General features: G+C 62.0%; 20 protein-coding genes, 1 pseudogene and 1 riboswitch. Of the genes and pseudogenes, 13 read left to right on the plus strand and 8 right to left on the minus strand.

Going from position 1 to position 26,269, the window contains the following annotated elements; genetic code table 11:
• Positions 1-335 precede the first annotated feature (335 nt).
• Both CPA42_RS00845 and CPA42_RS00850 read right to left on the minus strand, forming a co-directional pair.
• On the minus strand, positions 336-632 hold the full coding sequence (locus CPA42_RS00845; RefSeq protein ID WP_002515710.1) for a hypothetical protein: 297 nt from the start codon (positions 630-632) through the stop codon (positions 336-338).
• Positions 629-2,011, minus strand: a complete 1,383-nt coding sequence (locus CPA42_RS00850) for an NAD(P)/FAD-dependent oxidoreductase (RefSeq protein ID WP_002515932.1) — start codon at positions 2,009-2,011, stop codon at positions 629-631. Before CPA42_RS00850 ends, CPA42_RS00845 begins: the two co-directional genes overlap by 4 nt.
• A gap of 126 nt (positions 2,012-2,137) precedes the next feature.
• Here CPA42_RS00850 and CPA42_RS00855 point away from each other — a divergent pair, with 126 nt between their 5' ends.
• The 4 genes from CPA42_RS00855 (at position 2,138) to CPA42_RS00870 (ending at position 8,316) form a co-directional block, all read left to right on the plus strand.
• Positions 2,138-2,785 carry an NUDIX hydrolase gene (locus CPA42_RS00855; RefSeq protein ID WP_002515921.1) on the plus strand — a complete coding sequence of 216 codons (648 nt, stop codon included), beginning with the start codon at positions 2,138-2,140 and terminating at the stop codon, positions 2,783-2,785.
• The gene (gene hrpB, locus CPA42_RS00860) at positions 2,767-5,283 is read left to right on the plus strand and encodes an ATP-dependent helicase HrpB (protein WP_002515728.1); all 2,517 of its coding nucleotides are present in this window, start codon (positions 2,767-2,769) and stop codon (positions 5,281-5,283) included. The genes CPA42_RS00855 and hrpB overlap by 19 nt, the downstream gene beginning before the upstream one ends.
• A gap of 169 nt (positions 5,284-5,452) precedes the next feature.
• Positions 5,453-5,556, plus strand: a riboswitch (TPP riboswitch).
• A gap of 34 nt (positions 5,557-5,590) precedes the next feature.
• Positions 5,591-6,220, plus strand: a complete 630-nt coding sequence (locus tag CPA42_RS00865) for an ECF transporter S component (RefSeq protein ID WP_002517296.1) — start codon at positions 5,591-5,593, stop codon at positions 6,218-6,220.
• Positions 6,217-8,316 (plus strand): ATP-binding cassette domain-containing protein, encoded by a 2,100-nt coding sequence (locus CPA42_RS00870; protein ID WP_002515789.1) that lies wholly within the window; start codon positions 6,217-6,219, stop codon positions 8,314-8,316. The genes CPA42_RS00865 and CPA42_RS00870 overlap by 4 nt, the downstream gene beginning before the upstream one ends.
• Positions 8,317-8,328: 12 nt before the next feature.
• Here CPA42_RS00870 and CPA42_RS00875 read toward each other — a convergent pair whose 3' ends face one another.
• Both CPA42_RS00875 and CPA42_RS00880 read right to left on the minus strand, forming a co-directional pair.
• Positions 8,329-9,504 carry a glycosyltransferase family 4 protein gene (locus tag CPA42_RS00875; protein WP_002515847.1) on the minus strand — a complete coding sequence of 392 codons (1,176 nt, stop codon included), beginning with the start codon at positions 9,502-9,504 and terminating at the stop codon, positions 8,329-8,331.
• Between the two features lie 90 nt (positions 9,505-9,594).
• Positions 9,595-10,014 carry a DoxX family protein gene (locus CPA42_RS00880; RefSeq protein WP_002515901.1) on the minus strand — a complete coding sequence of 140 codons (420 nt, stop codon included), beginning with the start codon at positions 10,012-10,014 and terminating at the stop codon, positions 9,595-9,597.
• A gap of 148 nt (positions 10,015-10,162) precedes the next feature.
• Between CPA42_RS00880 and CPA42_RS00885 the strand changes: the two genes are divergently transcribed.
• Complete coding sequence (locus CPA42_RS00885; protein WP_002515746.1) at positions 10,163-10,390, plus strand: hypothetical protein; 228 nt, start codon at positions 10,163-10,165, stop codon at positions 10,388-10,390.
• A gap of 219 nt (positions 10,391-10,609) precedes the next feature.
• On the opposite strand, the gene CPA42_RS00890 is transcribed toward CPA42_RS00885, so the two are convergent.
• From CPA42_RS00890 to CPA42_RS00900, 3 genes are read right to left on the minus strand one after another with little or no spacing between them, the layout of a single operon-like run.
• Complete coding sequence (locus CPA42_RS00890) at positions 10,610-11,617, minus strand: dihydroorotate dehydrogenase-like protein (RefSeq protein ID WP_002515697.1); 1,008 nt, start codon at positions 11,615-11,617, stop codon at positions 10,610-10,612.
• Positions 11,618-11,640: 23 nt separating this feature from the next.
• A complete protein-coding gene (gene nifJ / locus CPA42_RS00895; protein WP_002515899.1) occupies positions 11,641-15,255 on the minus strand; it encodes a pyruvate:ferredoxin (flavodoxin) oxidoreductase in 3,615 nt (1,204 codons plus the stop codon).
• Between the two features lie 15 nt (positions 15,256-15,270).
• Entirely contained in the window at positions 15,271-17,088 is a 1,818-nt protein-coding gene (locus tag CPA42_RS00900) for an NAD(P)-binding protein (protein WP_002518640.1), read from the minus strand.
• Positions 17,089-17,336: 248 nt separating this feature from the next.
• Between CPA42_RS00900 and CPA42_RS00905 the strand changes: the two genes are divergently transcribed.
• On the plus strand, positions 17,337-17,654 hold the full coding sequence (locus CPA42_RS00905) for a thiamine-binding protein (RefSeq protein WP_002515786.1): 318 nt from the start codon (positions 17,337-17,339) through the stop codon (positions 17,652-17,654).
• Positions 17,655-17,675: 21 nt separating this feature from the next.
• Here the strand turns inward: CPA42_RS00905 and CPA42_RS00910 are convergent.
• A pseudogene (locus tag CPA42_RS00910) lies at positions 17,676-18,339 on the minus strand (FadR/GntR family transcriptional regulator).
• Positions 18,340-18,832: 493 nt separating this feature from the next.
• On the opposite strand from CPA42_RS00910, the gene CPA42_RS00915 reads away from it, so the two are divergent.
• The 7 genes from CPA42_RS00915 (at position 18,833) to CPA42_RS00945 (ending at position 26,256) form a co-directional block, all read left to right on the plus strand.
• Positions 18,833-20,521: an L-lactate permease gene (locus CPA42_RS00915; protein ID WP_002517221.1), complete on the plus strand. Its 1,689-nt coding sequence runs from the start codon at positions 18,833-18,835 to the stop codon at positions 20,519-20,521.
• A 42-nt stretch (positions 20,522-20,563) separates the two neighbouring features.
• Positions 20,564-21,370 (plus strand): (Fe-S)-binding protein, encoded by an 807-nt coding sequence (locus tag CPA42_RS00920; protein WP_002519934.1) that lies wholly within the window; start codon positions 20,564-20,566, stop codon positions 21,368-21,370.
• 3 nt (positions 21,371-21,373) lie between these two features.
• Complete coding sequence (locus CPA42_RS00925; protein WP_002517151.1) at positions 21,374-22,909, plus strand: LutB/LldF family L-lactate oxidation iron-sulfur protein; 1,536 nt, start codon at positions 21,374-21,376, stop codon at positions 22,907-22,909.
• Positions 22,906-23,586: a LutC/YkgG family protein gene (locus CPA42_RS00930; RefSeq protein ID WP_002517088.1), complete on the plus strand. Its 681-nt coding sequence runs from the start codon at positions 22,906-22,908 to the stop codon at positions 23,584-23,586. Before CPA42_RS00925 ends, CPA42_RS00930 begins: the two co-directional genes overlap by 4 nt.
• Positions 23,587-23,720: 134 nt before the next feature.
• The gene (locus CPA42_RS00935) at positions 23,721-24,440 is read left to right on the plus strand and encodes an ABC transporter ATP-binding protein (RefSeq protein ID WP_002518646.1); all 720 of its coding nucleotides are present in this window, start codon (positions 23,721-23,723) and stop codon (positions 24,438-24,440) included.
• Complete coding sequence (locus tag CPA42_RS00940; protein ID WP_002518647.1) at positions 24,437-25,666, plus strand: DUF7224 domain-containing protein; 1,230 nt, start codon at positions 24,437-24,439, stop codon at positions 25,664-25,666. The genes CPA42_RS00935 and CPA42_RS00940 overlap by 4 nt, the downstream gene beginning before the upstream one ends.
• Complete coding sequence (locus tag CPA42_RS00945) at positions 25,663-26,256, plus strand: hypothetical protein (RefSeq protein WP_002518648.1); 594 nt, start codon at positions 25,663-25,665, stop codon at positions 26,254-26,256. Before CPA42_RS00940 ends, CPA42_RS00945 begins: the two co-directional genes overlap by 4 nt.
• Positions 26,257-26,269: the final 13 nt, after the last annotated feature.

A 26,269-nucleotide genomic window follows, 5' to 3' on the forward strand; every position in this document is an offset into this window, starting at 1 on the left:
GGTACATGGCTCACGTGCCGGAAACCAGGCCTAACCTTGCCCTATCCTTCGCGGCCCCTCGGCTCTGCTGCGCTGTGGAAATCGGGGTGATGATCAACCCAGCTGCAATCTCACGCAGCATGACCGGTGCTTAGACACCCGATTGCCACACGACGGGAGAAGGACCCCTAGGGGAAAGCTCAAGGCTAGCCAGCTCAAACCAGGAAGCTTAGAGGTCTGGCATGGGAGCCCTGGTGAGTGACTCCACCGTAAATCGATGGGTAGTGCTGCTCCCGGTTCGCGTCTCACTACGACAGACGGAGGGGCGACACTCTCGCGTCACTCACACCGAATCGTCACTTGTAGGAGTAGAAGTCCGGGGCTGTTGAGACTCGCCCGGTGCCACCCATCGGGGTTGCATGACCATCAGCTCGAGGGTCGCGACGTTGGGTCACTCGCCCGCCGGAAGGCTTGCGCGTGGCGAGATTCTCGAACAAGGACGGGTCCTGGGAGCCCGTTTTCCTATCCTTAGGGCCTTTACGCATGGCTTTCAGTGCGATCCCGATAACGGCGACAGCAGCCACCGCGACGGCAACGAGGGTGCCCTTGTTGATCTCTTCAGGGTTGACTTCGGGCTTACTCATCTTTTTCACTCTTTCCCATCAATGGGTTTGGCGCCCTTCTCATCATCGTCGCGAAGGGCATTCTTGTTCATGTTCTCCTTACCCTCCTCGCTGAGAACGTCACCGACGATGGCTCCGGCCTCGCGATGGAAGGCGATGTAGCGGGCGCCGAGGTTTATCATGGCTTGCAGACGGTTGCGGCCGCCCAGCAGGGTGAAGATATGCACGGTGACCCACGTCAGCCATGCACCGATACCGGTGAACTTGAGCTTTTCGGACAGCTGCACGACGGCTGAATTGCGGCCGATCGTCGCCATCGTGCCTTTGTCGTTGTACTCGAACTTCTCCAGCGGCTCGCCGAGCTCGAGGTGAACGATCTGACGAGCAACGCACTCGCCTCCCTGGATGGCGGGTTGGGCGAGCTGGGGCTTGGGATCCTCGGTGTTGATGGCACCGTCGCCGACAGCAAAGATGCGATCCTGGCCTTTGACGAGGAGGGTGCCGTCGGTAGCAATGCGGCCACCTCGGCCCTGCTCAAATCCCCAATTCGTAACAGACTTGTGGGCACCGACGCCAGCGGCCCAAATGACCATGTCGGCCGGGAGAGTCTGGCCGTCCTTGAGGAGCACGGAATCCTCGCGCACCTCAGCGATGGCGGTATTGGTGCGCACATCCACGCCGCGCTTCTGCAGTTGGCGGCGGGTGTAGTGGCGCAGCGCTGGGTCGAAGGGCATGAGGAGGTGGTTGGCCATCTCGACGAGCGTCACGTGGACCCGGTCGGTGGACACATCCGGGAAGATCGCCGGGATGCCGATTGACTTCATCTCGGCGAGGGTGCCGGCCATTTCGACGCCGGTCGGGCCGCCGCCAACGATGATGACGTCGAAGGTCTTGTCACGTTGGGTGTCGAGATCCTCAAGGTAGGTGAAGATCGCGTCGCGAGCGCGCAGTGAGGATGCACGGGTGTAAATGGTGTACGAGTTTTCGGCGGCACCAGGGGTTCCGAAGAAGTTGGCCCCGACGCCCTGGGACAGGACGAGGTAGTCGTAGGAGATCGGGTCGCCGTTGTCGACCTCGACAATCCGGTTCTCGGTATCGATACCGGTCACACAAGCGCGACGGAAGTGGGTGTGAGGACCGTTGTTAGCGGCGAAGGAGCGAAGTCGGTAGGTGACATCGCCAGGGTTGAGACCGCCGGTTGCCACCTGATACAGCAGCGGCTGGAATGTGGTGTACGGGTTGCGGTCGATGAGGGTGACGTCGCATCCTGCCTCGGCAGTCTTTTCGGCAGCAGCCAAGCCGCCGAATCCGGCGCCGACGATGACAACTCGGGGCTTGGAGTCCGTCAGAACCGGTTTGCAGCCCAGGCCCGGCAGGCCGATGTCTGACAACAGGTTATTGATGCCCATCTAATCCTCCGAATGATGTTGCAATGAGACGATACTCCCAAAAATGTGGTGTAACTCGCAATGAGTGAGGTCTCATTGAGAGGCGCGGAAGGGGCACTTCCGCTTCCAGCGTGACAGGCTGGGACCATGCCACATCTCCATACGCAGCCGCACGGACATGACGTGACGATCAGTGCGTGGATCCTCAGACAGTTTCCGTCTGACGGCGTTCGTCGTCGGCAGTGGAAGGCGCTGGTGCACAAACACCGCAAAATGAACCTGTGGATCCAGCCTGGCGGGCACGTCGAACATACCGAGAATCCCTGGCAGGCCCTGGCACACGAGCTTCATGAGGAGACGGGCTACAGCATCGACCAATTGAGCGTTCTGCAGCCCTGGGACCGGTTGCCTGACGGCATACACGACCTCATGCATCCCACCCCGGTGCTCCTCAACACCCACAGCCCCTACCCGGGCCATTTCCACTCCGACATCGTCATGGCAATGGTTGCCCATGGCGATCCGGCGGAAAAACCGCGTCCGGGGGAGTCTCAAGAGCTGCAATGGGTCAGTCCTGACGAATTTGCCGCGTTGCCGGGGGCCGAGCCTGACGCAGTCATGATCATGACGATGATCGTTGAAAGGGTGGCTGATTCATGGCTGGCGATCCCCGCGACACGCTGGTCTCTGGCTGACGCTCCCGCTGAGGCGATGACCGATCGGTCTGTTGCTGAGGCCACTGCTCCTGATCCTCTCGACGACAGGGAGACGCTGGGGTGGGGGACCGCTCAGTGACGAGGAATTGTGGTCCAGACCTGGTGAGAGTTGGGGCTGGACTTCCGGTTGCCGCCTACCGTGACGAGATCACCACGGCTTTACATGGTGGGCGGGCCGTCATCGTGGCTCCACCGGGTACTGGTAAGACAACATTCGTCCCGCCCTTGGTGGCCTCGAGGTGTTCTGGTCGGGTTATCGTCACCCAGCCACGCCGGGTGGCAGCGAGGGCCGCTGCTCGCCGACTTGCCACGCTGACCGGGACCCGCCCCGGGGAGTTCGCGTCGCACACCGTGCACGGTGAGTCGACGACAACCCGCGACACCAAGGTGGAGTTCGTTACTACCGGGGTGTTGCTGCGCCGTCTACTCAGCGACCCCGACCTGACTGGGGTGGATGCCGTCGTCCTCGATGAGGTCCACGAACGTCACCTCGACGCTGACCTCGTCGTGGCAATGGTGTGTGAAGTTGCTCAATTGCGCGATGATCTGACCATTGTCGCGATGTCGGCGACTGTCGATAGTTCCGGGTGGGCAGCTTTTCTCGGCGGTGTTGAGCCGGCGCCGGTTGTCGAGGTGGCCTCCGCTCTGCATGAACTCGAGGTGGAGTGGGCACCGGCAGCTGGTGCTGCTGTGGAATCTCGGGGAGTGAGTCGCGAATTTCTCGGCCATCTTGGCACTGTGACCGTTGACGCGCTTGATCGCCACACTGAAGGGTCGGCACTTGTTTTTGTTCCGGGCGCCCGCGAGGTTGACCACGTCGTCGCGGATTTGCGTTCCCGGCTCGCCGGGATAGATGTGGTCGGGTTGTCTGGGGCGATGTCGGCACGTGAGCAGGATCATGCTCTGTCAGATCCAGGGAATGTGCGTCGCGTTATTGTCTCGACGGCTGTCGCAGAATCTTCCCTGACGGTGCCTGGTGTGAGGCTCGTTGTTGACTCCGGGTTGTCACGCGAACCGAGACTCGACCGTGGTCGAGGTATGACGGGCCTAGTGACGGTCCGGGAATCCCGCGCTTCAGCAGTGCAGCGCGCCGGACGCGCAGCTCGTCTGGGCCCGGGGGTAGCAGTGCGCTGCCTGCGTGCCCAGGACTGGGCGGGCATGAATGCCGACCCTACCCCCGAGGTCGACCACGCCGACCTTGTGGCGTCCCTGTTGTCTTTGGCGGTGTGGGGATCCCCTCGTGGCGAAGGGATGGCACTGCCAACACCATTGCCACAGGATCGGGTAGCTGCGGCCGAAGAGGAACTGCGAGATCTGGGGGCCGTCGACGCGGAGGGGCGGATTACGGCGAGGGGGCGTCACCTTGCCACGTTTCCCCTTGACCCACGTCTGGCAAGGGCTTTGACCGACGGTGCCGCCATCATCGGATCGCGCCGCTGTGCTGAGATCGCCGCCATGCTTGGCCTGGAAGACGGCCAGGTCGACCTCGTTGGGCAATGGCGTCAACTGCGATCGGGGCGACACCCAGAGGCCGCGATGTGGCGCCGCGAAGCTGACCGGCTGGCCCGGCTCATCAACGACGTTCCCCCTACCGACATCACCGATGACGATGCCGTCGCCACCGTCGTTTCCCTTGCTCGCCCGGGGTGGATCGCTCGCAGCCGAGGGGTGGGTTCTACGTCGTATCTACTGGCCTGTGGCACGGGGGTTGACCTTCCTCGCAACTGCCCTCCAGGGCTGCTCGGGCAGCCGTGGCTGGCGGTGGCACGTACCTCGCGCATTACTAGTGGCGCCCTCATCCGGGCCGCTGTCCCGCTCTCGGAGTCGGCTGCGTTGGAGTCCGGTGAGGCGATGCTGACGAACGACACACCGGTGACTTGGGATGGCGGGAAAGTACGGGGCAGGCGGGTGTCGCGCCTCGGTGCGATCGAGTTGTCGTCGACCCCGGTCCGCCCAGATCCGGTACGGGCTCGCCACGTGGCGCTGGAAGCAGTGAGGTCTGGGGGACTTGACGTAGCGAGCCTGACGAAGAACGGTGAATCTTTGCGACGCCGTCTTGCCCTGGCCCATCGGGTGTTTGGTGATCCCTGGCCCGATGTCAGCGATGAGGCTCTGCTAGCCTGCGCCGAGGAGTGGCTTGACCTCGACGCGTTGGCGGCAGGGCGGGGAAGTGACGCAGCTTCGGGGTTGCGGGGGCTGCTGGGCTGGCAGGAATCCGCTCGTCTTGACGAGGTCGCCCCCGAGACCATCACCGTCCCCAGCGGATCGCGGATCCGCGTCGACTATCCCGAGCCTGGCAGTGACACCTCTCCGGTTCTTGCAGTCAAACTCCAGGAGTGTTTTGGCTGGACTGATGGCCCGACGGTGTGTGACGGCAGGGTGAGGGTGGTCCTCCACCTGCTATCCCCGGCGCGACGGCCCCTGGCCGTCACCGACGATCTGGCGAGTTTCTGGGCCAGTGTGTATCCCGCGGTGAGGGTTGAAAACCGGGGGCGCTACTCCAAACATCCCTGGCCGGAGGACCCCATGACAGCCACACCTACCAAGCGCACGAATCGCGCCCTGCGGGGGAACTGATGTGGCGTCCTCCAGGGGCAAGATACGTGTGGTGAATTGGTTTTCGATCCCGTGGGTAACCACCAGGAGTGGCTCCGGGGTGTTTCCCAACCATGATTGCCACGGGTGGTTTGCGGGCGTCGAGTGGCGTCGAGCGGTGGTGATCTCACGGCGTCATAGCTATGATCGAGAGCAACGACAGGGGAGCATCGTCGGATGCTGAGAGTGGGCACCGCCCAGACCCTCGAACCTGAACCGGTTAGGACCGGCGTAGGGAGTCGGGCTCTTCGCGCTTTCGCGCCCCTTCCGAATGAGCGGAAGGACTTCTATGACCAACGACAAACTCACCATGCGATACCGCACTATCGACATCGTGACTCCAGTGATGATTGTTGTGGCATTCGGCGTCATCTTCCTCGGCTACGGAGCGGTATATAGTCTCCTCAAGCCGGCCACGTCGGTGTATCTGCCCATTGAGGGCATCCTTTCTGGCATCTGGTTCCTGCCGGCACTTCTTGCTGGGCTCATCGTTCGTAAACCCGGTGCAGCCTTACTCTCCGAGGTTCTGGCGGCCGCCATTGAGGCTGCTCTCGGCGGCCCGTGGGGGGCTGGCACCCTCATTTCCGGTGTCGTCCAGGCCCTGCCGATGGAGCTGTGTTTGCTCGTCGTCGCCTACCGCAAGGCCGGTCCGAAGCTTGTCCTGGTGGCCGGGGCTCTTACCGGTTTCGCTGAGGCCATCTACGAGCGCATCTCTTACTACCCGATGTTCCGTTTCGGCGACACGATCGTCTACTTCGTTTTCATGATCGTTTCCGGGGCTCTGCTCGGCGGTCTGGTGGCATGGGGTATTGTCCGTGGCCTCGCGGCTGCCGGTGCGCTCAGCCCCTTCGCAGTTTCTCGTGAATTGCGTGGCGGGAAGTCACCCCGGAGCACAATCTCATCGCGAAACCTGTCATGACTGACGTCTTGACCCATGCTGACCACGTTGACGAGGTTTCCAGCCGCCGGGCGGTGCCGGTGGATGTCGAGGGGATGACGGTCGGCGTTCCCGATCGCGACGAGCCCATTCTTGGCCCCATCGACCTCCATTTGGGGGCAGGATCCCGGGTGCTTGTATCTGGGCCGTCGGGAGCTGGTAAGACCACCTTGCTGCACGCCATCGGCGGCTTACTGGAGGAAGAGAGCTACGACCTTACCGGGCGGGTGAACACGTGGTCCGGCGACGTGAATGTCGGACTGTTGCAGCAGGAACCGATCCACTCCGTCGTTGCTGCTACATGCGGACGAGACATCGCCTTTGGCCCGGAGAACCATCGTGTCCCGCGCGAGGACATCTGGCCGATCGTCGAGGATTCCCAACGACGAGCCCGGTTCACCATGCCCATGGACCACTCGACTACGAAGATGTCCGGAGGCCAGATGCAGCGCCTCGCCATCGCTGGGATCCTCGCTACCAATCCCGGGCTGTTGCTGCTTGATGAGCCCATTTCCATGCTCGACGAGGAGTCGGCTACGGCGATCCGTGACGAAATCGCCAGGATGGCCCACGACCGAACTGTGCTCGTCGTCGATCACCATCCCGACCAGTGGCGTGGCGTCCTTGACCAGGTCGTCGAATTGACCGACCACGGCACCCTCAAGAAGATCTGGGACTTTGAAGACTTCCTGGACTCGCGTGAGGCAACGTCATTGCCGTCACACACCTCCACCGCGGGCGAGGTGGTTGCTTCTACCAGCTCCCTCGATGCCCACCGTCCCCAGTCCGACGACGTGCTGCTGGGTGGTGTCACCATGTCTGCCCGGCGTGGTCACATTACCGTTGTGTCGGGCCCGAGTGGGGTTGGCAAATCCACCCTGCTGAGGCTGCTCGCTGGCCTTGACGTTCCCGCGTCTGGCGAACTCACCCTGCCGGACCAGACCGCCTGGGTGCCGCAGAACCCGGAGAATTACCTGGTGGCTCGAACGGCTGCCGACGAGTTGTTTGCCTCGCCGATGGTCCCGGAGGACGCCGATCTTAGGGACTTGGTGCGGACCTTCGGGCTCAAATCGATCCTGGACTCCCACCCCATGACGTGCTCCGGGGGCGAGAAGCGGCGCCTTGCTATCGCGGCAGCCCTGGCCCAGCGCCCCGACCTTCTCCTTCTCGATGAGCCGACTGTCGGCCTCGACGACGACCGCGGCGCGAGCGTGCTGTCAGCGATTCGTGCTGCTGCTGACTCAGGTGTCGCCGTCGTCGTTTCCTCCCACGATCGTCAGGTCATCGCTATGGCCGACGAGGTCGTCGACGTCGCCTCTTACCGCGTCCCGGACCCCACTCCCAATGAGCGTCCGGGCGAAAAACCAGCCTTCCTGACGACGATCAACCCCCTCGTTGCTTTTCTCATTGCCATTGCTGGCATTTTCGGGTCTCTCTTTGTGCGCTCCCCCCTCGTGGGGGCTGTGGGACTTATCCCGGCTGCCGTGATGGCCCCGATGTGCTCCCGCCATGTCAAACCCTTGGTGGTGCGGACGGTGCCGGTTCTCATCGCTGCGGTGATGCTGGTCTGGACGACCCTGTTACTGCACAGCGGGTTCACTGACCCGTCCGCCTGGAGCGAGGCGACTCGTCAGGGTCTGAGGATCCTCGTTTTTGTCCTGCCCGGAGCGCTGGCCTCGGCGGCCATCGACCCTACTCGGTTGGGTGACGCCTTGGCCCAGCAAACCCACCTGTCGCAGCGTCCGGTAGTGGCTTCGATGGCCGGAGTGGTGCGGATGGGTCACCTAGGTGACCAGTGGCACATTCAGTCCGATGTACGTAACTTGCGCGGGTTGGGCCCCAAGCGGTCCCTGTCCTCGAGGATCACGTACCTGTCGTCAATGACCTTCGCGATGGTGCTGTATGCCATGAGGTCCTCGGAAGTCCTTAGCCGAGCGATGGATTCCCGCGGATTCGCGACGGCGACCCGCCGGACCTACGCGGTGGAGTCGCGCTGGCGTGCTCGTGATCTGTGGGGAGTGGTGCTTGCAGCGTTTGTTGTCGCGGTTCCGGCCCTGGCGGCGGTGTTGTTCGGCTGAACTGACGCGCGCTCAGCGATATAGCGCTTTCTCGAGCACCCTCGCCAGCTTGTCGACGGATGCCTGCAGGGAGTACTTGTTTGCCATGAGTTCACGGGCCCGCTCGTGCCAGCGCTTCATGGTGGCTTCGTCGGCGTCACGTACCCGCTCGATACCGGCTACCAGGTCAGTGGGGTCGACGCATGCGCCCACCTCGTCGTCGCTGATGACGTCGCGGATGGGCACCTTGGCGTTGGAGACGACGGCTAGCCCGGCAGCCATGTAGTCGTAGAGCTTGTTGGGGCTCATACCTTTGTCGAAGACCGACTGCGGGGATACCGTGTGCAGACCGACGTCGCAGGCCGACAGGATGCGCACCAATTCTGACTTCGGCACCTGGTCGTGGAAAGTGACGTTGGTTAGGCGGAGCTTGGCGACTTCGTCAATGGCCCACTGCTTACGCGCCCCGGCACCGACCAACAGAAAGTTGACGTCGGGCAGACGGCGGGCGGCATCGACGATGAGGTCCAGTCCGACGTAGTTGGCATGGGTTCCCGAGAACACCGCGGTGAACCCGGAGATGCCGTACTCCTTGCGCAACTCTTCGCGGGACTCCTTGACCTCGTATTCGGCCAGGTCGGCGCCATTAGGGACGACGGTGATCTTGTCGACGTTAATGCCGATTTCGCGGAAGTGGTCCTCCCAGCCCTTCGTTACGACGACGATCTGGCGAGCGTGGGCGTAGATGGTTTTTTCCAACCCTTGCAGCACCTTGTGCAGGGCTGACCCCTCCTTGAGGGCGCCGCCTGATACCAAGGATTCCGGCCATAGATCGCGGACTTCGACGACGAATGGCTTGCGACGAAGAGCGGCGACGACCATCCCGACTGCGGGGGACAAAATCTGTGGGGAGGAGGCGAAAATGACGTCGGCCGGGCGGGCTAGGGCTCGGGCTCCGGCGCCGGCGGCAAAGGCAACCCAGCCGAGGACCCGCTTGACTCCGTTGCCCTTGTACTGCGGGATCGGGACGAGGGTGTAGCGCGGGTCGTCAACCGTCATGCGCTCACCGGAGGTGTGGTTGATGTTGGCAGCATAAAAATGGGGCTGCCAGCCGCGCAGCCGGGAAAACATGTCAAAGTTCCGGGTGATGCCGCCTGATCCCGGTGGAAAGGCGTAGTGATTGATCACGCTGACCTTGCGTTGCGGCATCTTTCCTCCTGGGTTTGGGCGCACACTAACCCTACCGGGCATGGTCGCTGCCTGTGGACAGCGCCACGACCGGAGCCGTAGCCCTGGGTGTTAGTCCTCGCGGGTGCCTTCCAGAGCCAGGCCCACCAGGATGGGCTGGAAGAGCAAGCGAATTGCGCGCTTGCGGTCGTCGTCAAGGCCGAATCCATCCTTGTGCTCGACGAGTTGGCCGACGTTGCCAGGGAAAATTGCGGCGAAGAAGGCAGCTGCGCTGCGTCCCCAGAACTTCTTGTGACGGCCTGACAGTAAGGCGGCGCCGAGGATGATCTCGGCGGCTCCTGACAGCCAGACAACCGTGTCGTCATCGACCGGTACCCAATCGGGTACCTGAGCTTGGAACTCCTCGCGGACGAAGGTGAGGTGACCGACACCGGCGTAAGCCAGTAGACCGCCTACTCCGAGGCGGCTCAGGGTGCGTAAGGGGTGGCGCTTCGAGGGCGATGGGGCGGTGAAGTGTGATGGGTGGGACATTGATCCTCCTGACGACCAGAAGCGGTACTCAATCGATGATAACTCGTGGAAATTCTGGTTCTGTTTCGTCGTGGAGGCAGTCAAAGTAGCGCGGGGCCCTCTGCGGAACCCGTTTACCACGGCTGGCCCCAGGGTCCGGTGGCCGGTCGTGTGGACCGATTCCGGCAGCGGCCGATCATGGCGCTCGGATCGGTTTCCTGAGCTTGTGGCTGGCACGTTCAAGATGACGTCGAGTCGTGGTGATCATGTGACGGCCTCGCGCACCAGCATTGCAGCTCAACCGGTGGGTTCGACACCGCGCCTTTGCGGTAGCGCCCTGGCCATTGGATACCGCTATTCGCCCGAGAGGTGGTGTGGTATTTCGGTTGGTGAGTAATGAGTGAGCAACCTGAGATGGCACCGGACATCATCATTACCCCGATTGCCACACGCGGCGGGAGAGCCGGGGAGAGGTGTAAGGGTGGGGAGAGGTGCGAGGTTGGGGAGAAGCGACTCTTCCGGACAAGGCGCATCCCCGTGCCCTTGTCAGCGATAGGTATCGGACATAGCGAAGGGCCGGTGACGATCGCCACCGGCCCTTCTGCACATTCGAGGGTCAGGATCCATAGGTTGTTTTGGCCTTCTCGAGGGCCGCAACGTAACCGTTGCGTTCGTACTCGGCGGTCGACGCATCGTTCGGGACAGCGAGCGTTCCGCGCAGCGTGTCAAGGTCGACTTCCTTGCGTTGCAGGTAGGATTCCAGTCCCTTCTGCAGCTCGGTCGCGTACCCGGCGCCGTGACGCACCAACGCTGAAGTGGTCATAACGACGTCGGCTCCAGCAAGCAGGTACTTGACGACGTCGTTGGCGCTCTCGACGCCTGAGGACGCAGCCAGCGAGGCGCCAATGCGGCCCGACAGTGCAGCAATCCACGTCAGTGGCAGGCGAGCGTCAGCCGGGGAAGACAGCCACACCCCGGGCTCTACTTGCATTGTCTCGACGTTGATGTCGGGCTGCAGGAACCGGTTGAACATCACTAGGGCGTCGGCACCAGCGGCATCCAGGCGGGTAGCCATATTGCCGAGGGCCGAGAAGAACGGCGAGAGTTTGACAGCAACCGGTACGCTCACGGCGTCTTTGACGGCCTGGACGATCTCGACGTGGCGGTCTTCGACTTCTTCGGCTGACTGTTCAAGGTCACCGGGCACCATGTAGATGTTGCACTCGATGCCTGCTGCGCCGGCGTTCTCCATCCGTTTGGCGGTGTCGACCCAGCCGCCGTTTGTGGCCCCGTTGAGGGACGCAATGACGGGGATGTCAACGGCATTGGCGCTGGCTTCCAGATGGGCGAGGTAGCGCTCGGTAATGCCGCCTTCGTTGCTGGCCACGGTCGGGAAGAAGCTCAGCGATTCGGCGAACGAGTCCATGTACTCTAGCTCGATTTCGGCTTGCCGAGCCTCCTCGTGCCTCACCTGTTCCTCGAATAGGGAGTACATGACGATAGCTCCGACCCCGGCGTCGGCGAGGGCCCTGACCCCGTCGACTTTCTGCTGGATGGGGCCGGCGGAGGCAACTAATGGCGACCTCAGGGTTAGCCCCATGTACTTGGTGTGAAGATCACTCATGACACGTCATTCCTTCGTGGCTGTCAGGCGCGGTTGGATGAAGCGGCGAACTCGGACATACGGGCATCGACGGCGAAGCCCTCGGCGGTGCGGGATGCCATTTCGGCATACTCGGCGTAGCGACGCTCTACCTGGCGCTGGCCCAGGTCCAGCATACGTTCGGCCTCTTCCGGATGGGCCTTCTGGAGCATCCGGTAACGCAGCTCGAGCTTGGTGTACTCCCGCCACGTCTCGTCGGGTTTGGGGGAGTCGAGCAGGAATGGGTTGCGTCCTTCGTCGGCTAGCACCGGGTTGTAACGCATCAGCGGCCAGTGTCCACAGTGGACCGCCTTGTACTGCTGGTCCAGGCCGTTGCGCAGGTCGTAGCCGTGGGCGATGCAGTGGCTGTAGGCGATGATGAGGCTCGGACCAGGGTAGGCCTCGGCCTCGCGGAAGGCCCGCAGGGTTTGCTGCGGATCGGCGCCCAGGGCCACGCGGGCGACGTACACCGACCCGTAGGCGATGGCTTGCAGGGCCATGTCTTTTTTGGCGGTGGGTTTGCCAGCCGAGGCGAATTTGGCAACTGCCCCTAGCGGGGTCGATTTCGATGCCTGACCACCGGTGTTGGAGTACACCTCGGTGTCGAGGACCAGGACGTTGACGTCGCGGCCGGAGGCAAGCACGTGGTCGACGCCACCGGAACCGATGTCGTAAGCCCATCCGTCACCGCCGATAATCCACACCGACCGGCGCAGTAAGTGGTCGGCGACGCTCATGAGGTCGCGCACTGCCGGGGTTTGTTCCATGTCGGCGAGCTTGGCTTGGAGCTCCTTGACGCGGTGCTGCTGGCTCTGGAGGTCGTGCTCGGTCAGCTGCGGGCCATGTAGCAGATCCTCGACGAACTCCGGGTCGAGTTGGCTGGACACCTCCTGGAGGCGGCGTCTGGCCAACTCGGTTTGGACGTTGGCGGCCATTCGCATGCCCAGGCCAAATTCGGCGTTGTCCTCGAATAGCGAGTTCGACCAAGCCGGGCCACGCCCTGATGCGTTCTTGCCCCACGGGGTCGTCGGCAAGTTACCGCCGTAGATGGAGGAGCAGCCAGTGGCGTTGGCAACCTCGGCGCGGTCACCGAAGAGCTGGGTGATGAGTTTGACGTAAGGTGTCTCGCCACATCCCGAGCAGGCTCCGGAGAACTCGAAGAGGGGCTCCAGGAACTGGGTGCCTCGTACGGTGGCGAAGTCGACACGGGAGCGATCATTAACCGGGATTGTCTCGAAGAACTTCACGTTCTCGCGCTGGACGGTCTTGTCGAGGTGCTCTTCAAGGTTGATGGCCTTGCGGTCGGGTTCTCCGACTGGGTGGGCCGGGCAGGCCTCGACGCACAGTCCGCAGCCGGTGCACTGGTCGGGGACGACCTGCAGGGTGTAGCAGGACTCCGGCAGACCGGCGGCATTGAGTTCTGCGGACTGGAAGGATTCCGGGGCACCCTCGAGCTGAGACTGCGGGTAGTACTTGGAGCGGATGACGCCGTGTGGGCAGACGAAGGCGCAGTTGCCGCACTGGATGCAGGCGTTGGGCTCCCAGGTGGCGATGACGTCCGATAGCGTCCGCTGCTCATATTTGGTGGTGCCGGCAGGGTAGGTGCCGTCATCGGGCAGGGCCGACACGGGCAGCAGGTCGCCGAATCCCTCGATCATTCGGGCGGTGACATTCTTGACGAACTTGGGGGAGTCCTCGCGCACAGCCGGGATGAGGCTGTGGTTGGCAGTCATCTGGTCGGGAACCTTGACCTGATGTAGGTGTTCCAGGGAGGCGTCGACGGCCGCATGATTCATCTCGACGATCTTCTGGGACTTTTTACCGTAGGTCTTTTGGATCGAATCCTTGATCTTCGCGATGGCCTCATCCTTGGGCAGCACGCCAGAGATCGCGAAGAAGCAGGTTTGCAGGATGGTGTTGGTGCGGTTACGCAGACCCACCTTGCGGGCTACGGACAGGGCGTCGATGGTCCACAGGTCGAGGTGCTTATCGAGGACCTGACGTTGCATGGTGTTGGGCAGCTTGTCCCACACCTCATCGGCTGAGTACGGAGAGTTGAGTAGAACGGTGGTTCCCTCGCGGGCCATTGTCAGCACATCCATCGACTCCAGGATCCCCCAGGCGTGGATACCGATGAATCCTGCCTGGCTGACCAGGTAGGGGGCCTCGATCGGTTTGGGTCCGAAACGCAGGTGGGAGGTCGTCTTGGATCCGGATTTCTTAGAGTCGTAGACGAAGTAGCCCTGGGCGTAGGTGTTGGGGTCCGATCCGAGGATCTTGATGGTGTTCTTGTTAGCACCGACGGTGCCGTCAGAACCCATGCCGTAGAACACTGCGCGGATCGTTGTGGGATCCTCGATGTCGAGGGGTTCCCATGGCAGGGATATGCCGGTGACGTCGTCGTCGATACCGATGGTGAAGCGGGGACGCGGACTCTCCAGCTCGAGCTCGGCGACGATCCCGGCCACCATACCGGGGGTGAATTCCTTTGATGAGATCCCGTAACGGCCGCCTGAGACAATCGGCATGGAATTTCGGGTGCCGCGGGAATGAGCCTCGGATAAGGCAGCCAGCACGTCGAGGAAGAGGGGCTCGCCGTTCGAGCCGGGCTCCTTGGTGCGGTCCAAGACGGCAACGGTACGAGCTGTCTCCGGGATGGCTTTGACGACCTCGGCGGTGGGGAAGGGACGGAATAGGTGCAACTCGACGAGACCGAGCTTGTGCCCGCGGGCGTTGAAGTGGTCGATGGTGTGCTCGATGGTGCGGGCGCCAGAGCCCATACAGACTATGACCTCGGTGGCTTCAGGATCACCGTGGTACTCAACGAGATGGTATTGGCGTCCGACGACCTGGGCGAACTCGTCCATGAGGGACTGGACGATGCTCGGCACTTTCTCGTAGTACTTGTTTGCGGCCTCACGAGCTTGGAAGTGGGTATCGGGGTTCTGGGCGGTGCCGCGGATGAACGGGTGAGCCGGAGAGAGGGCGCGCTCCCGATGAGCGTGGACGAGGTCATCGGTGATGAAGTGTCGGATGTCGTCGTCCGAGAGCATCTCGAGCACGTTGAGTTCGTGGGAGGTGCGGAAACCTTCAAAGAAGTGCATGAAGGGCACGCGGGAGCGCATCGTCGCTGCTTGGCTGATGAGGGCCAGGTCGTGGCATTCCTGCACGGTCGAGGAGCACAACATGGCGAAGCCGGTCTGACGGCAGGCCATGACGTCCTGGTGATCGCCGAAGATGGATAGGCCCTGGGCGGCCAGCGAACGGGCGGCCACATGGAAGACCGTGCTGGTGAGCTCGCCAGCGATCTTGTACATATTCGGGATCATGAGCAGTAGGCCTTGGGAGGCCGTGAAGGTGGTGCTCAGGGCGCCACCCTGCAGAGCGCCGTGTATGGCCCCGGCAGCGCCACCTTCGGACTGCATCTCCATAACGGTGGGGATGTCTCCCCAGATGTTCTTGCGCCCGGCGGCAGACCACTCGTCGGCGGTTTCAGCCATCGGGGAGGACGGGGTGATCGGGTAGATCGAGCACAGTTCGTTGCAACGATAGGCGACCGAGGCGGCGGCGGTGTTGCCGTCGGCAATGGTGCGGACGCGGGAGTCGGAGCTATTTGCCATGGTCAGTCCTCCTTCTCAGTTCTCGGAGTCGACGGTGAACTTCAGTGAAGCTGACCGTTGTGGATTAGGTTCAGGACGCACCGCCCAGCCGGGTGTCGGGTTGCCGGATCCCTGTACGGTGGCCGGGTCCGTGCCTTCGGGGATCATCTCAATAGCATGAACTGGGCACTGGTCGAAGCAGGTGGCGCATCCGGTGCATTTGTCGTAGTTGAATTCGTAGCGGTGGCCCTTGCCGAGCTTGATAATGGCATCCTCAGGGCAGGAACCGTAGCAGCCGTCACATTCGAAGCAGTTACCGCAGGATAGGCATCGTCCGGCTTCGAAGTGGGCCTGATCGTCGGTGAGTCCACCGACGACCTCGTCGAATCCGACGCGCTGGGTCGGGTCGAGTTCGGGCTGGTGACGACGCAGGTGATCGCCGAAGTACCACAGGTTGAGGTCGTTGAAGCCCACCGTGGTGTTCTTGGCGGTCGGGTAACCGGACTCGCGGTTCAGCCACAGGTCGATCTGACGGGCGGCGCGTTTGCCGTGGCCAACGCCGATCGTCACGGTGCGCTCGGAGGGGACGGTGTCGCCGCCGGCGAAGATACCGGGGACGTCGGTCATGAGGGTTGAGGGGTTGACGTCGACGACGTCGTTGCGGAACCTCATACCGGGCATCTTGTGTAGGAAGCTGGTGTCGGCGTCCTGGCCGACGGCAAGGATGACGGTGTCGGCTTCGAGTTTCTCGTAGCGTCCGGTGCCGTGCGGCTTGCCGTCCTCGTCGAGTTCCATGACCTCGACGGTGAGGTCGTCGCCGACGTCAGTGATGGTGCGCAGCCAGTTCATCTGGACGCCCTCGCGCTCGGCTTCTTCGCGCTCTTCGGCGTGGGCGGGCATCTGCTCTGCGGTGCGTCGGTAGACGACGATGGACTCCTCGGCGCCGAGGCGCTTGGCGACGCGCGCGGCATCCATGGCGGTGTTGCCGCCGCCGTAAACAGCTACGCGGCGTCCAATGAGTGGCTTCTCGCCGGCGGCGACGTTGTGCAAAAAGCTCACGGCGTCGACCATTCGGGAGGCATCAACGGTCGGGATGTCGACGCGTTTGGATAGATGGGCGCCGATGGCCACGAAGACGGCGTCGAAACGCCCCTTGGCCTTTTCTTCCATGAGGTCGTTGACGGGATGGTTGAGGACGATCTTGATGCCGAGGTCGGTGAGACGTGCTACTTCGGCGTCGAGGATTTCGCGCGGTAGACGGTATTCGGGGATGCCGTAGCGCATCATGCCGCCGACTTTGTCGCCCGCGTCGTGGATCTCGACGTCGTGGCCAAGCATTGCGAGGTGGTAGGCGGCAGACAGGCCGGCCGGGCCAGCGCCAATGACGAGGACGCGGTGCCCGGAGGGCTCCGTGGGCCTGGTGAACGTCCAGCCCTTTTCAATGGCAAGGTCACCGAGGTAGCGCTCCACGGAGTGAATGGACACGGCACCATCGAGGTCGGCGCGGTTACAGGCCACTTCGCAGGGGTGGTAGCAGACACGACCGTGGATGGCAGGGAAGGGGTTGTCGGCGGTCAGTTGACGCCATGCCTTCTCTTCTTCGTGGGCCTTGATGAGGCGCAGCCACTCCTGAATGTTTTCGCCGGCTGGGCAGCCAGCATTACAGGGAGGAAGCATGTCGAGGTATACGGGTCTGCGGGTACGGGTGGGAGTGACGCGGCCGGTCGTGCGGGCTAGGTCAGGACGTGCAGTGATGTCCTGGTTTTCCCTGATGACGTACCCGTTTGGGTCGGTGGTGTCACTCGTCATAGTCTCGGCGCTCATACCTGGCTCTTCCTGTTGGAAATGCGGCATTTCAGATTGCGAATGTGGGGTTCGCAAACGAACCTACAGCCGATGTTAGACCACATGTGAAAGGGCGTGCAGGTCAGGGTATAGGAGATGAAATTTGGTGCAGGAAGGTTTGCCTAAACCGCATCCGAGATTTTGGAATTACGAACCATTTTATTATCGAAATATGGTGAGGTGTGAGGACTCGCAGCGGTGTGTGCCCTCGATGTCAAACTCGGTGGTTTCCTGGCCGATGGTGCAAGACTGGAACCATGATCGTTGCCTTCAGTCTTGTTCCCAGTGGTGGCCGAGCTTCACGGGAGGACGGTGGCGTTGCCGACGCCGTTGCTGCTGCTGTCAGAGTGGTTCGCGATTCTGGGCTGCCCAACCACACTTCGTCGATGTTCACTGAAATCGAGGGCTCGTGGGATGAGGTCATGGATATCGTTAAGCGGGCTACCGAAGCGGTTGCGCAGTATGGCACTCGGGTGTCGCTTGTACTCAAAGCCGATATTCGTCCCGGGCGTACCGGTGAGATGACGGCCAAACTGGAGCGACTCCAGGGGGAGCTGGATAAGCAGCACAACTGACCGCGGGTGAACCGGCGTTAATCATCTGTCGATGAGCAGGGTGTCGTAGGTATTGCGGATGTGCGCCTCGGTGACCTTGGCTGCTCGCTCGGAGTCGCCATTCTCGATCGCGGCAAGCATTTCTTGATGATCGCAGACGAGATCGTCACGCCATTGTTCCCACCCAATATAGGGAATGCTCCGCTTCCAAGATAGGTAGGTGCACCGCCTCGCGAATGGCCACCGTCAGGTCCCTCATGAGGCGGTTGTCTCCGGCTTCGGCTAAGGCGACGTGGAAGGCAGTGTCGAGGGCGTTGAAGGAGTCAGGTTGCATAGCGTCGTGCATTTGAACGAGGAGGTCTGTCGCCCGAGTTAAGGGCACAGGGGCGCGCACCTTTGCCGCTGCAGCACAGGCAGCTTTTTCAAGCGCTATACGGGTTTCAGTGAGATCAGCGAACGAAACAACGTCGAGGGCTAATTGCAGTCGCAGTATGCGTCCCATGGCGTCTGAGGGGCGGGCGTCGACGCGGGTTCCATTGCTGCGTCCGGTGCCTGAGGACAGGATCCCCTGGGCCTCTAAAGCCCGAATGGCTTCTCGAACCGCTCCCCGACTGACGCTTAGAGAAGCTGCGAGCTCTCGCTCTGGGGGAAGACGAGAACCGTTGACCCACCGTCCGGCGAGGATTTCGTCGTCAATGTGGCGCATGACAACCGAGAACCCCCCCGATTTCGAGGCGGTGCTCGAATGGGTCACTGATGCCTGATGTCCAGCGTGTGGGTCTGGTCGACTGGAGCCGGCGTCGCGGGTCTGTGTCATGGCTGGGATCCTCGTCGGTGAGTTGATTCGTAGGCGCCAATAGTTCATCTTATGTCCACCTCATGAGCTTCCCGGGGCGATGTGGTGTGATCTCGGCGATTCTCACAGTGGCTTGGTGCGGTATGTGAGGTACGCCTGAGTCGAGATGTGCGCAGTCCGGTGCTGGACGTCGCCGCGCACGCCCACAACATATTTAAAGTCATTGACAGCGTAGGCAAACCTTAAATGCTGCACAAATGATTGTTAAGCTAACTACGAATTGAACGGAAGTGCTTGACGTCCATCGAAAACGGTCCTACCGTCATATTGGTCGGACCAAATCGGTCCGACCTTGCCAGCGGTTAGCCGACCGTAGGCAGTGGTTGAACAACGGAGTTCTTCGATGGTTCTTCTCCAGACCTTCACCCCATCGGCCAACCCTCTAGGGTCGCAATGGCTGTCGGCCCTCTTGGCGGTCCTGCCGGTGCTGGCCATGCTCATTACCCTTGGTGCGCTGCGTTGGAAGGCGCACCTGGCTGGCCTCTTCTCATGGGGTGTCGCCCTCATTGTGGCGATCACCGCCTTCCGTATGCCGATCGGAATGGCGTTTTCCTCAAGCGTCCAAGGTTTCCTCTACGGCCTCTTCCCGATTTCGTGGATCCTGCTAGGCGCCATCTGGATGTATCAGGTGACGGTCATTTCCGGTCGCTTCGACGACCTGCGCCGCACCTTCTTCCTCATCAGCGACGACCCGCGTGTGCTGGGCATCCTCATCGCCTTCTGCTTCGGTGGTCTACTAGAAGCCCTGGCCGGGTTCGGTGCCCCCGTCGCCATCGCCGCTGCGATGCTCATCGCTATCGGATTCGGCAAGCTCCGTGGTGCCATCACTGCCTTGGTCGCTAATACCGTCCCGGTGGCGTTCGGAGCCGTCGGTCTGCCGGTTCTCATGGCCGCCAAGACCGGTGGCTTGGACGTCGCGATGGTGGCCCCGGTCACCGCCCGCGTCTGCGCCGTGCTCTGCCTCGTCGTCCCCTTCCTCATGCTGGCGATCATGGACGGCCGTAAGGGTGTTCGCGAATGCTGGCCCTTTGGCCTGTTCGTCGGCGTCGTCTTCGGTGTGACGAAGGTCATCGTCGGCGGCACCCCGGTCTACAACCTCACTGAGATTTTCGCCGCCGTCGTCACCGTCGCCCTCTCCCTGCTTTTCCTTAAAGTCTGGAAACCCAAGGGCGGCCGCGAGGCCGCCGAGCGCATCGGCATCCCAATCGATCCGACCGTCGAGATCGAGTCGGTCGAGGCTCAGGAGGTCGACACCTCTGACCTCACTGGCAGCCGTATCTTTATGGCCCTCGTTCCCTACATCCTCGTCATCGTGGTCTTCGGTATCGCCGCTATCCCTGCTGTCAAGGACAGTTTCAAAGCCGCCGACGTGAAGATGGCCTGGCCTGGCCTATCCGGACTCATGACCGCCGGTGGCGAGGCCGCCGCCCACCAGACATACATCTGGCAATGGCTGTCCCAGCCGGGCTTCTTGCTTGCCATCGTCGCAATTCTCGTGGGCTTCATCTACCGGGTGCCCCTCGCCGACGTCACTAAAGAGCTATGGATCAACGCCAAGAAGATGAAGTTTTCGATGCTGACCATCGGTTTGGTCGTCGCTTTGGCCTATGTGATGGGTGACTCCGGCCAGACCCTTGCTCTTGGCATGTTCATCGCTGGGGCAGGAGCGGTCTACCCGTTCCTCGCCCCGATCCTCGGTTGGATCGGCACGTACGTCACCGGATCCGATACCTCCGCCAACATCCTGTTCTCTGGCTTACAGAGCAGTGTGGGACAACAGGTCGGTGCTGGGTCATATCTTGGTATGGAAAGCATGCGGCATTTGCTGGTTGGTGCGGGCGCATCCGGCGGTGTCGTCGGCAAGATGATCTCCCCGCAGTCGCTGACCATCGCGGCCACCGCGATAGGTCTAGCCGGCGGCGAGTCGGTCATCCTGCGCAAGGTTTTTAAATTCTCGATCATCCTCCTCGTCCTGATGTGCATCATCGTCGGCCTCATGTCGACCCCGGTGCTCGGATGGATGGTCCCCTGAATCTGCTGACGGTTGACACCGCCTGGCATCCGTTCATTATCAATGGAGGTCACCATGACAACCACTACAAGCCCTGGCGCCAGGGCTACCTTGCCCGGCTTGCCGGGGGCGGGTATGACCGTCGGGCTGTTCATTACGTGCATCAATGACGTGATGTTCCCTCAAACGGGCGTGGCCGTCACCACCCTGTTGGAGCGCCTCGGCTGCAAAGTTGAGTTCCCACGGGAACAGACCTGTTGCGCCCAGATGACGACCAACACCGGATACTTCGACGAGGGTATTCCGACCGTCCGTCAGTATGTGCGAGCCTTCGGAGACTACGACTATATCGTCGCACCCTCGGGGTCCTGTGTCGCCGCCGTCCGTGATCAGCACCCGATGCTTGCCGAGTATGCCGGAGATTCTGGTCTGGCCAAGGAGGTCGAGCACACCAGTCAATGCACCTACGATCTACCCGAGTTCCTCGTCGACATTCTCGGGGTCACTGACGTCGGCGCATATTTCCCGCATCGGGTGACGTATCACCCGTCCTGCCACGGCAAGCGGCTGCTGAACCTTGGTGATCGTCCCTACGAGCTGCTGCGTCACGTCAAAGGCATGACCCTGGTCGACCTTCCGATGGCCGAGCAGTGCTGCGGGTTCGGTGGCACCTTCTGCATCAAAAACCCCGATATGAGCGCGGCCATGGCTAACGACAAGGCTCGCCACGTCCGCGAGACTGAGGCTGAGTACGTCGTCGCCGGCGATAACTCCTGCCTCATGAATATCGGTGGTGTGCTGTCGCGCCAGAACTCGGGCGTTAAGCCGATTCACATCGCCGAAATCCTCGCCAACACTGAGGAGGACTGACCCATGAGTACCGAACTGCGTCGCGTCACGTACGGAAACCACGGCGTCGCCCGGTTGACCCCAGCCCCCGACAAGCCCGGCACGTACATGGGCATGCCGAAGTTTTCGAAGGCCGTCAAGGGCGAGTTGAACTTGTCGGTGCAGCGCAAGAACATGCGTAATGCCACCATGACGATTCGCAACAAGCGCGCCATGCGTGTCTCCGAATCCCCGGATTGGCAGGATCTGCGTGATGCTGCCGAGTCCATCAAGAATCGCGTCGGCCGCCACCTCGACCATTACCTCGTCGAGGCGGAGAAGAACCTGACTGCGAATGGCGTTCACGTCCACTGGGCCCGGGACGGCGAGGAGGCCAACCGCATCGTCGCCCAGATCGCCAAGGATAAGGGGGTTGACGAGGTCGTCAAGATCAAGTCGATCACCAGTCAGGAAACTGACCTCAACGAGTACCTCGAAGAGCAAGGCATCGCGGCGTGGGAGACGGACCTAGCCGAACTCATCGTGCAGCTGGGCCACGACCGTCCGTCCCACATTGTCGTGCCGGCTATCCACCGTAACCGTGCTGAGGTCCGCGAGATCTTCCTACATGAGATGAAGAATTATGGCCGTCCGGCCCCCGAGGACATCTCGGAGAACCCGCCGGAGCTAACCAACGCGGCTCGTCTGCACTTGCGCGAGAAGTTCCTGCGCGCCGAAATGGCCGTCTCGGGTGGCAATTTCGTGCTCGCCGATACTGGGTCCTTAGTGATCGTTGAGTCTGAGGGCAATGGCCGTATGTGCCTGACTCTGCCGGACACCCTGGTGTCGATTGTCGGCATCGAGAAGGTGCTGCCGAGTTTCGACGACCTTGAGGTTTTCCTCAAGCTGTTGCCGCGTTCGGCCACCGGGGAACGGATGAACCCGTACAACTCGGTGTGGAGTGGTGTGACCGACGGTGACGGGCCGCAGGAACAGCACGTCATTTTCCTTGATAACGGTCGTACCGACGTGCTTGCCGACACCCTTGGCCGCGAGGTGTTGCGGTGCATTCGGTGCGCTTCGTGTATCAACATCTGCCCGGTTTACGAGCGGGCGGGCGGTCACGCTTACGGCTCGGTGTACCCGGGGCCGATCGGTGCTGTGCTCAATCCGCAGTTGCGGGGCGTGGAGCATCCCGTCGATCGTGGTCTGCCGTATGCGTGTTCGCTGTGCGGTGCGTGTAATGAGGTATGCCCGGTGAAGATCCCCTTCACCGATATCCTCCTCAAGCTGCGTAATAAGGTGGTCAAGTCCGAGAAAGCCGACCGTATACCGCAGGACTACGAGGTGGCCGGCGAGATGGGTCTCATGAAGACGGCCTCGTGGGCGTTCAGTGATCACAAACATTTCGAGGCGATCCAGGTTGGCTCGCGTGGCGTGGGACGTGTCCTGCGCGGCAAGAAGATGGGGCCGGTTCCGGTGCCGGTGGCCGAGCGGTGGCTTAAATATCGCGACGTTGACGCACCCCCGGCTGACACTTTCCGCACCTGGTGGAAGAAGAACAGGGAGGCTCAGCGATGACCACAATTAGCACTGATCCGGTGGCGCGTACCGAGATCCTCGCCCGGATTCGTCCCGCCAGCACTGACATCACCAATTCTGACCCGGTCGCAGATGTGCCGATCGAGTGGGAGTACGGCACTGGCATCGACATGGACGACGTGGTTGGCACCTTTGTCGAAAAGGTCATCGACTACAAGGCGACCGTCGTGCGGGTCAAGGGGGCTGACGTTCCCCAGGCCGTCGTTGAGGGGCTGAGGTCTACCGGTGCTGAGCACAGCGCCGTCGTTCCGGTCGGTTTGGACAAGTCCTGGGTGGGGGCGATCAAGACTGCCGGGTTTGACGCCCGCCTCGATGATCCGCAGCTATCGAAGAAGGAGCTCAATGACACCGATGCTGTCGTCACCGGCGCTGCGTGTGGTATCGCTGACACGGGCAGCATCGTGTTGACCCACGTGGAGGACCAGGGGCGTAGGGCTATCACCCTTGTCCCGGATCGCCACGTCTGCGTCGTCAAGGCTAGCCAGGTGGTTTCCGACGTCCCGGAGGCCATCCAGATCGTCAAACCGGCGGTGCATGAGGGACACCCGTTGACCTTCATTTCCGGTGGTTCGGCCACCTCTGACATTGAGTTGTCCCGGGTTGACGGAGTGCATGGGCCTCGTCGGCTTTATGTCATCGTCGTCGACGACCGGTGAAACACGACCAGAACTAGTGCCCCGGTTGAGGGACCGGGGCACTGCTGTGCCTGAGGGTGTAAGGAAGATGCGCCGTTCAATGCAGCCGGGTCTGTTTGGCTGCTTTCGTGACGGTTCCAGTACGATCAGCGACGATGATCATTGACGATGTGACGTTTTCCTACCGGCGTCACCACGAGGTCCTGCACGGTGTGACCGTCGAGCTTGCTCCCGGCAGGACAGTCTTGCTGGGCCCTAACGGGGCAGGTAAGTCCACTCTGTTCTCTCTGTGCTCGGGATCCAGGGCGCCCACCTCGGGGAGGATCGGTCTGGCCGGGATGGCTGAGGCGTCGTCGCGGACGTTGCGCCGGCGAGTAGGGCTGATGAGGCAGAACGTTCTCCCCATGCCAGGGTTCACCGTGCGTGAGCAAATCATCTATTGCGGGTGGCTCATGGGAATGAGTACTCGTGAGGCCACCGTGCGGGCAGATGATGTCATTGCAGCGGTCAATCTGACCGAAAAAGCCGACGATCGCACATCCAGACTCTCGGGCGGGCAACTGCGTAGGGTTGGCCTGGCCCAGGTACTCGTCGGGGAGCCGGAAGTGCTACTGCTCGACGAGCCCATGGCCGGGCTGGATCCTGCACAAAGGGTGCGTTTTCGCGCTGTCCTCGAGCATGTTCCTGATGATCGCGTCACCGTGGTGTCCACTCACCAGGTTGACGACCTCACTGACAGCTATGACAGGGTGATTGTACTGTCATGTGGCCGGGTCGTCTTCGACGGAACCCCTAAGGAGTTCGTGGATCTGGCGCCAGAGTGTTCGCAGCGTCGTGCTGAAATGGCCTACCTCGGTCTGGTGGCCGACGAATGAGGCTCACAACGCGGCTGCGAACTGCGCCCGGTGTCTGGTTGGCGCCCCTGATGGTCGTGGCCTTCATCATGGTTGTCAATGACACCGCCGGTGAGCCGTATTGGTTAGCTCAGGTGGCCGGGGACGCGGGGAGAACCATGGTCGTCAACGCGTTGTGTGCCTTGGCTGGAGCCCTGGAAGGTCATCGACTCAGAACCGTTGCTCTGAGGTCGAACCGAGTCAGGTCATGGTGGCGTGTCCTGCTCGGCCCGATAGTGACCTCGGCCGCAATGACCACTGTGCTCTCCGTCGTCTTCATGGCCAGACACGGATTCGCCCCGCACACGCTGGGGTGGTCCATCCTCGGTGTGACCGTGCTGTCGACTTGGGCATGGACCGTGGCCGGTATCGCGCTGGGATTGTGGTTGCACGTGGCCGTGGCGGCTCCCATCGCCCTGGCAACACCCTTGGTGTGGGTGACTTTCCCGCCTGGGATGTCGATCTACTGGCTCCGGCATCTCACGGGTTCCTGGATTGGGTGTTGTACGATCACCCAGACACTGAATCCCCTCGTCATCACGGGAACGCTGCGTGTTGAGCTCGGTCTGCTGGTGGCGGCCGTCGTTGTAGTGTCGGCGCGAGCAGCCCAGCATGGGCGCAGATTGTTGCTGAGCCTGGGCGGGTGCGTCCTTGTGATCGGATTCATCGCCGGTGCCGTCCAGGTTAGACATCTCGATGCATTCCCGACTATTGATCGGGAGCTGTCCGTCACATGTCGCACGGTGGAAGGTGCGGATGTGCAGTTGTGCCTGTTGCCCGAGCATGAGGCGGAGAGGTCTTTGATGGCTTCGTCGATCAAGCGGGTGTTCCCGATCTGGAAACGTGCCGGGATCGGTCTGCCGAGTATTTACTCCGAGCAGGCCCTGCCGGGGCACAAGGATGCTGTCGAGATCAGTGTGTCCCCTGACATGCCGGATGCGGCTTTCGCTATTGCGCGTCTCGCTACAGCCACCGGACACTGTTTCTGCCCGCCGGCGAGCACAAGTCCCACCGAGGTTATCCAGTATGAGGGACGGATCGACGCGTGGCTACGGGAGGTGGCGCGCGCAAGCGGCATGGAGGTTGTCGGTGCAGGGGTGGATGCCGAGGACGTCACATGGGCCGAACGGCTGCGCACCAAGGATCCCACCACTCAGGCGGTTGTTGTGACGAGGATGCAGAAATACCTCAGGGACTGCTACCGATGAGGTACTGGATGCGCAGCAGGCTGGCGTGGTTACAGTTGGCCCTCGCGTGCGTCTTTGCTGCCGTGTGCGCTCGGACTGATCCCGACGAAGTGGCAGTGCCAGCTATCTTCGGGAGCTTCGGGGCCGTGGTTGTCTTCAGTAATCTGTTCGGTCTAGTCTTGACCATCCTCTACGCCGTCGGTTTGTCACGGGCAGATCTGAGTGTCGAGGATCGATCACCCCGACAGACGGGAATCCTCGACGCTGCCCTTGGGCTGGCCCTGTCCGGGATTATGGTGCTGGGACTGTTCGGTGGGCCAGCGAACGCCCAGGTCATTCGCGACGTTCCGATACTCCTCGCCATGACGATGATCGCGGCGCGATGGATGCCTCGAAACGTGTCGGCCCTGCCCGCAATTGCCTATTTCTTCGTGGGTCTCTTGGCCGGTCGTCAGCGTAACGAGCGGGAGGGCTGGTGGAACTGGCCGGTCGCCGACGCTGCCGGGCCGGTCAGCGTGGGATGGATTATTGCGACCACCGTCTGTGGTGTGCTGGCGTTGAGCCTTCCGGTTCGGACGGTTCGCCGACGCTGCGAGGCCGATCTGGGCTGAGGGGAAGCAGAGC

Origin of the sequence: Cutibacterium acnes, from assembly GCF_003030305.1 — a bacterium.
Classification (GTDB): domain Bacteria; phylum Actinomycetota; class Actinomycetes; order Propionibacteriales; family Propionibacteriaceae; genus Cutibacterium; species Cutibacterium acnes.

Coding starts and splice junctions, on each gene's coding strand:
- CPA42_RS00930 (WP_002517088.1), top strand. CDS start 22,906: ATGACCACAATTAGCACTGATCCGGTGGCGCGTACCGAGATCCTCGCC.
- CPA42_RS00905 (WP_002515786.1), top strand. CDS start 17,337: ATGATCGTTGCCTTCAGTCTTGTTCCCAGTGGTGGCCGAGCTTCACGG.
- CPA42_RS00920 (WP_002519934.1), top strand. CDS start 20,564: ATGGAGGTCACCATGACAACCACTACAAGCCCTGGCGCCAGGGCTACC.
- CPA42_RS00865 (WP_002517296.1), top strand. CDS start 5,591: ATGACCAACGACAAACTCACCATGCGATACCGCACTATCGACATCGTG.
- CPA42_RS00890 (WP_002515697.1), bottom strand. CDS start 11,617: ATGAGTGATCTTCACACCAAGTACATGGGGCTAACCCTGAGGTCGCCA.
- CPA42_RS00935 (WP_002518646.1), top strand. CDS start 23,721: ATGATCATTGACGATGTGACGTTTTCCTACCGGCGTCACCACGAGGTC.
- CPA42_RS00855 (WP_002515921.1), top strand. CDS start 2,138: ATGCCACATCTCCATACGCAGCCGCACGGACATGACGTGACGATCAGT.
- nifJ (WP_002515899.1), bottom strand. CDS start 15,255: ATGGCAAATAGCTCCGACTCCCGCGTCCGCACCATTGCCGACGGCAAC.
- CPA42_RS00870 (WP_002515789.1), top strand. CDS start 6,217: ATGACTGACGTCTTGACCCATGCTGACCACGTTGACGAGGTTTCCAGC.
- CPA42_RS00915 (WP_002517221.1), top strand. CDS start 18,833: ATGGTTCTTCTCCAGACCTTCACCCCATCGGCCAACCCTCTAGGGTCG.
- CPA42_RS00945 (WP_002518648.1), top strand. CDS start 25,663: ATGAGGTACTGGATGCGCAGCAGGCTGGCGTGGTTACAGTTGGCCCTC.
- CPA42_RS00940 (WP_002518647.1), top strand. CDS start 24,437: ATGAGGCTCACAACGCGGCTGCGAACTGCGCCCGGTGTCTGGTTGGCG.
- CPA42_RS00925 (WP_002517151.1), top strand. CDS start 21,374: ATGAGTACCGAACTGCGTCGCGTCACGTACGGAAACCACGGCGTCGCC.
- CPA42_RS00850 (WP_002515932.1), bottom strand. CDS start 2,011: ATGGGCATCAATAACCTGTTGTCAGACATCGGCCTGCCGGGCCTGGGC.
- CPA42_RS00880 (WP_002515901.1), bottom strand. CDS start 10,014: ATGTCCCACCCATCACACTTCACCGCCCCATCGCCCTCGAAGCGCCAC.
- CPA42_RS00875 (WP_002515847.1), bottom strand. CDS start 9,504: ATGCCGCAACGCAAGGTCAGCGTGATCAATCACTACGCCTTTCCACCG.
- CPA42_RS00900 (WP_002518640.1), bottom strand. CDS start 17,088: ATGCCGCATTTCCAACAGGAAGAGCCAGGTATGAGCGCCGAGACTATG.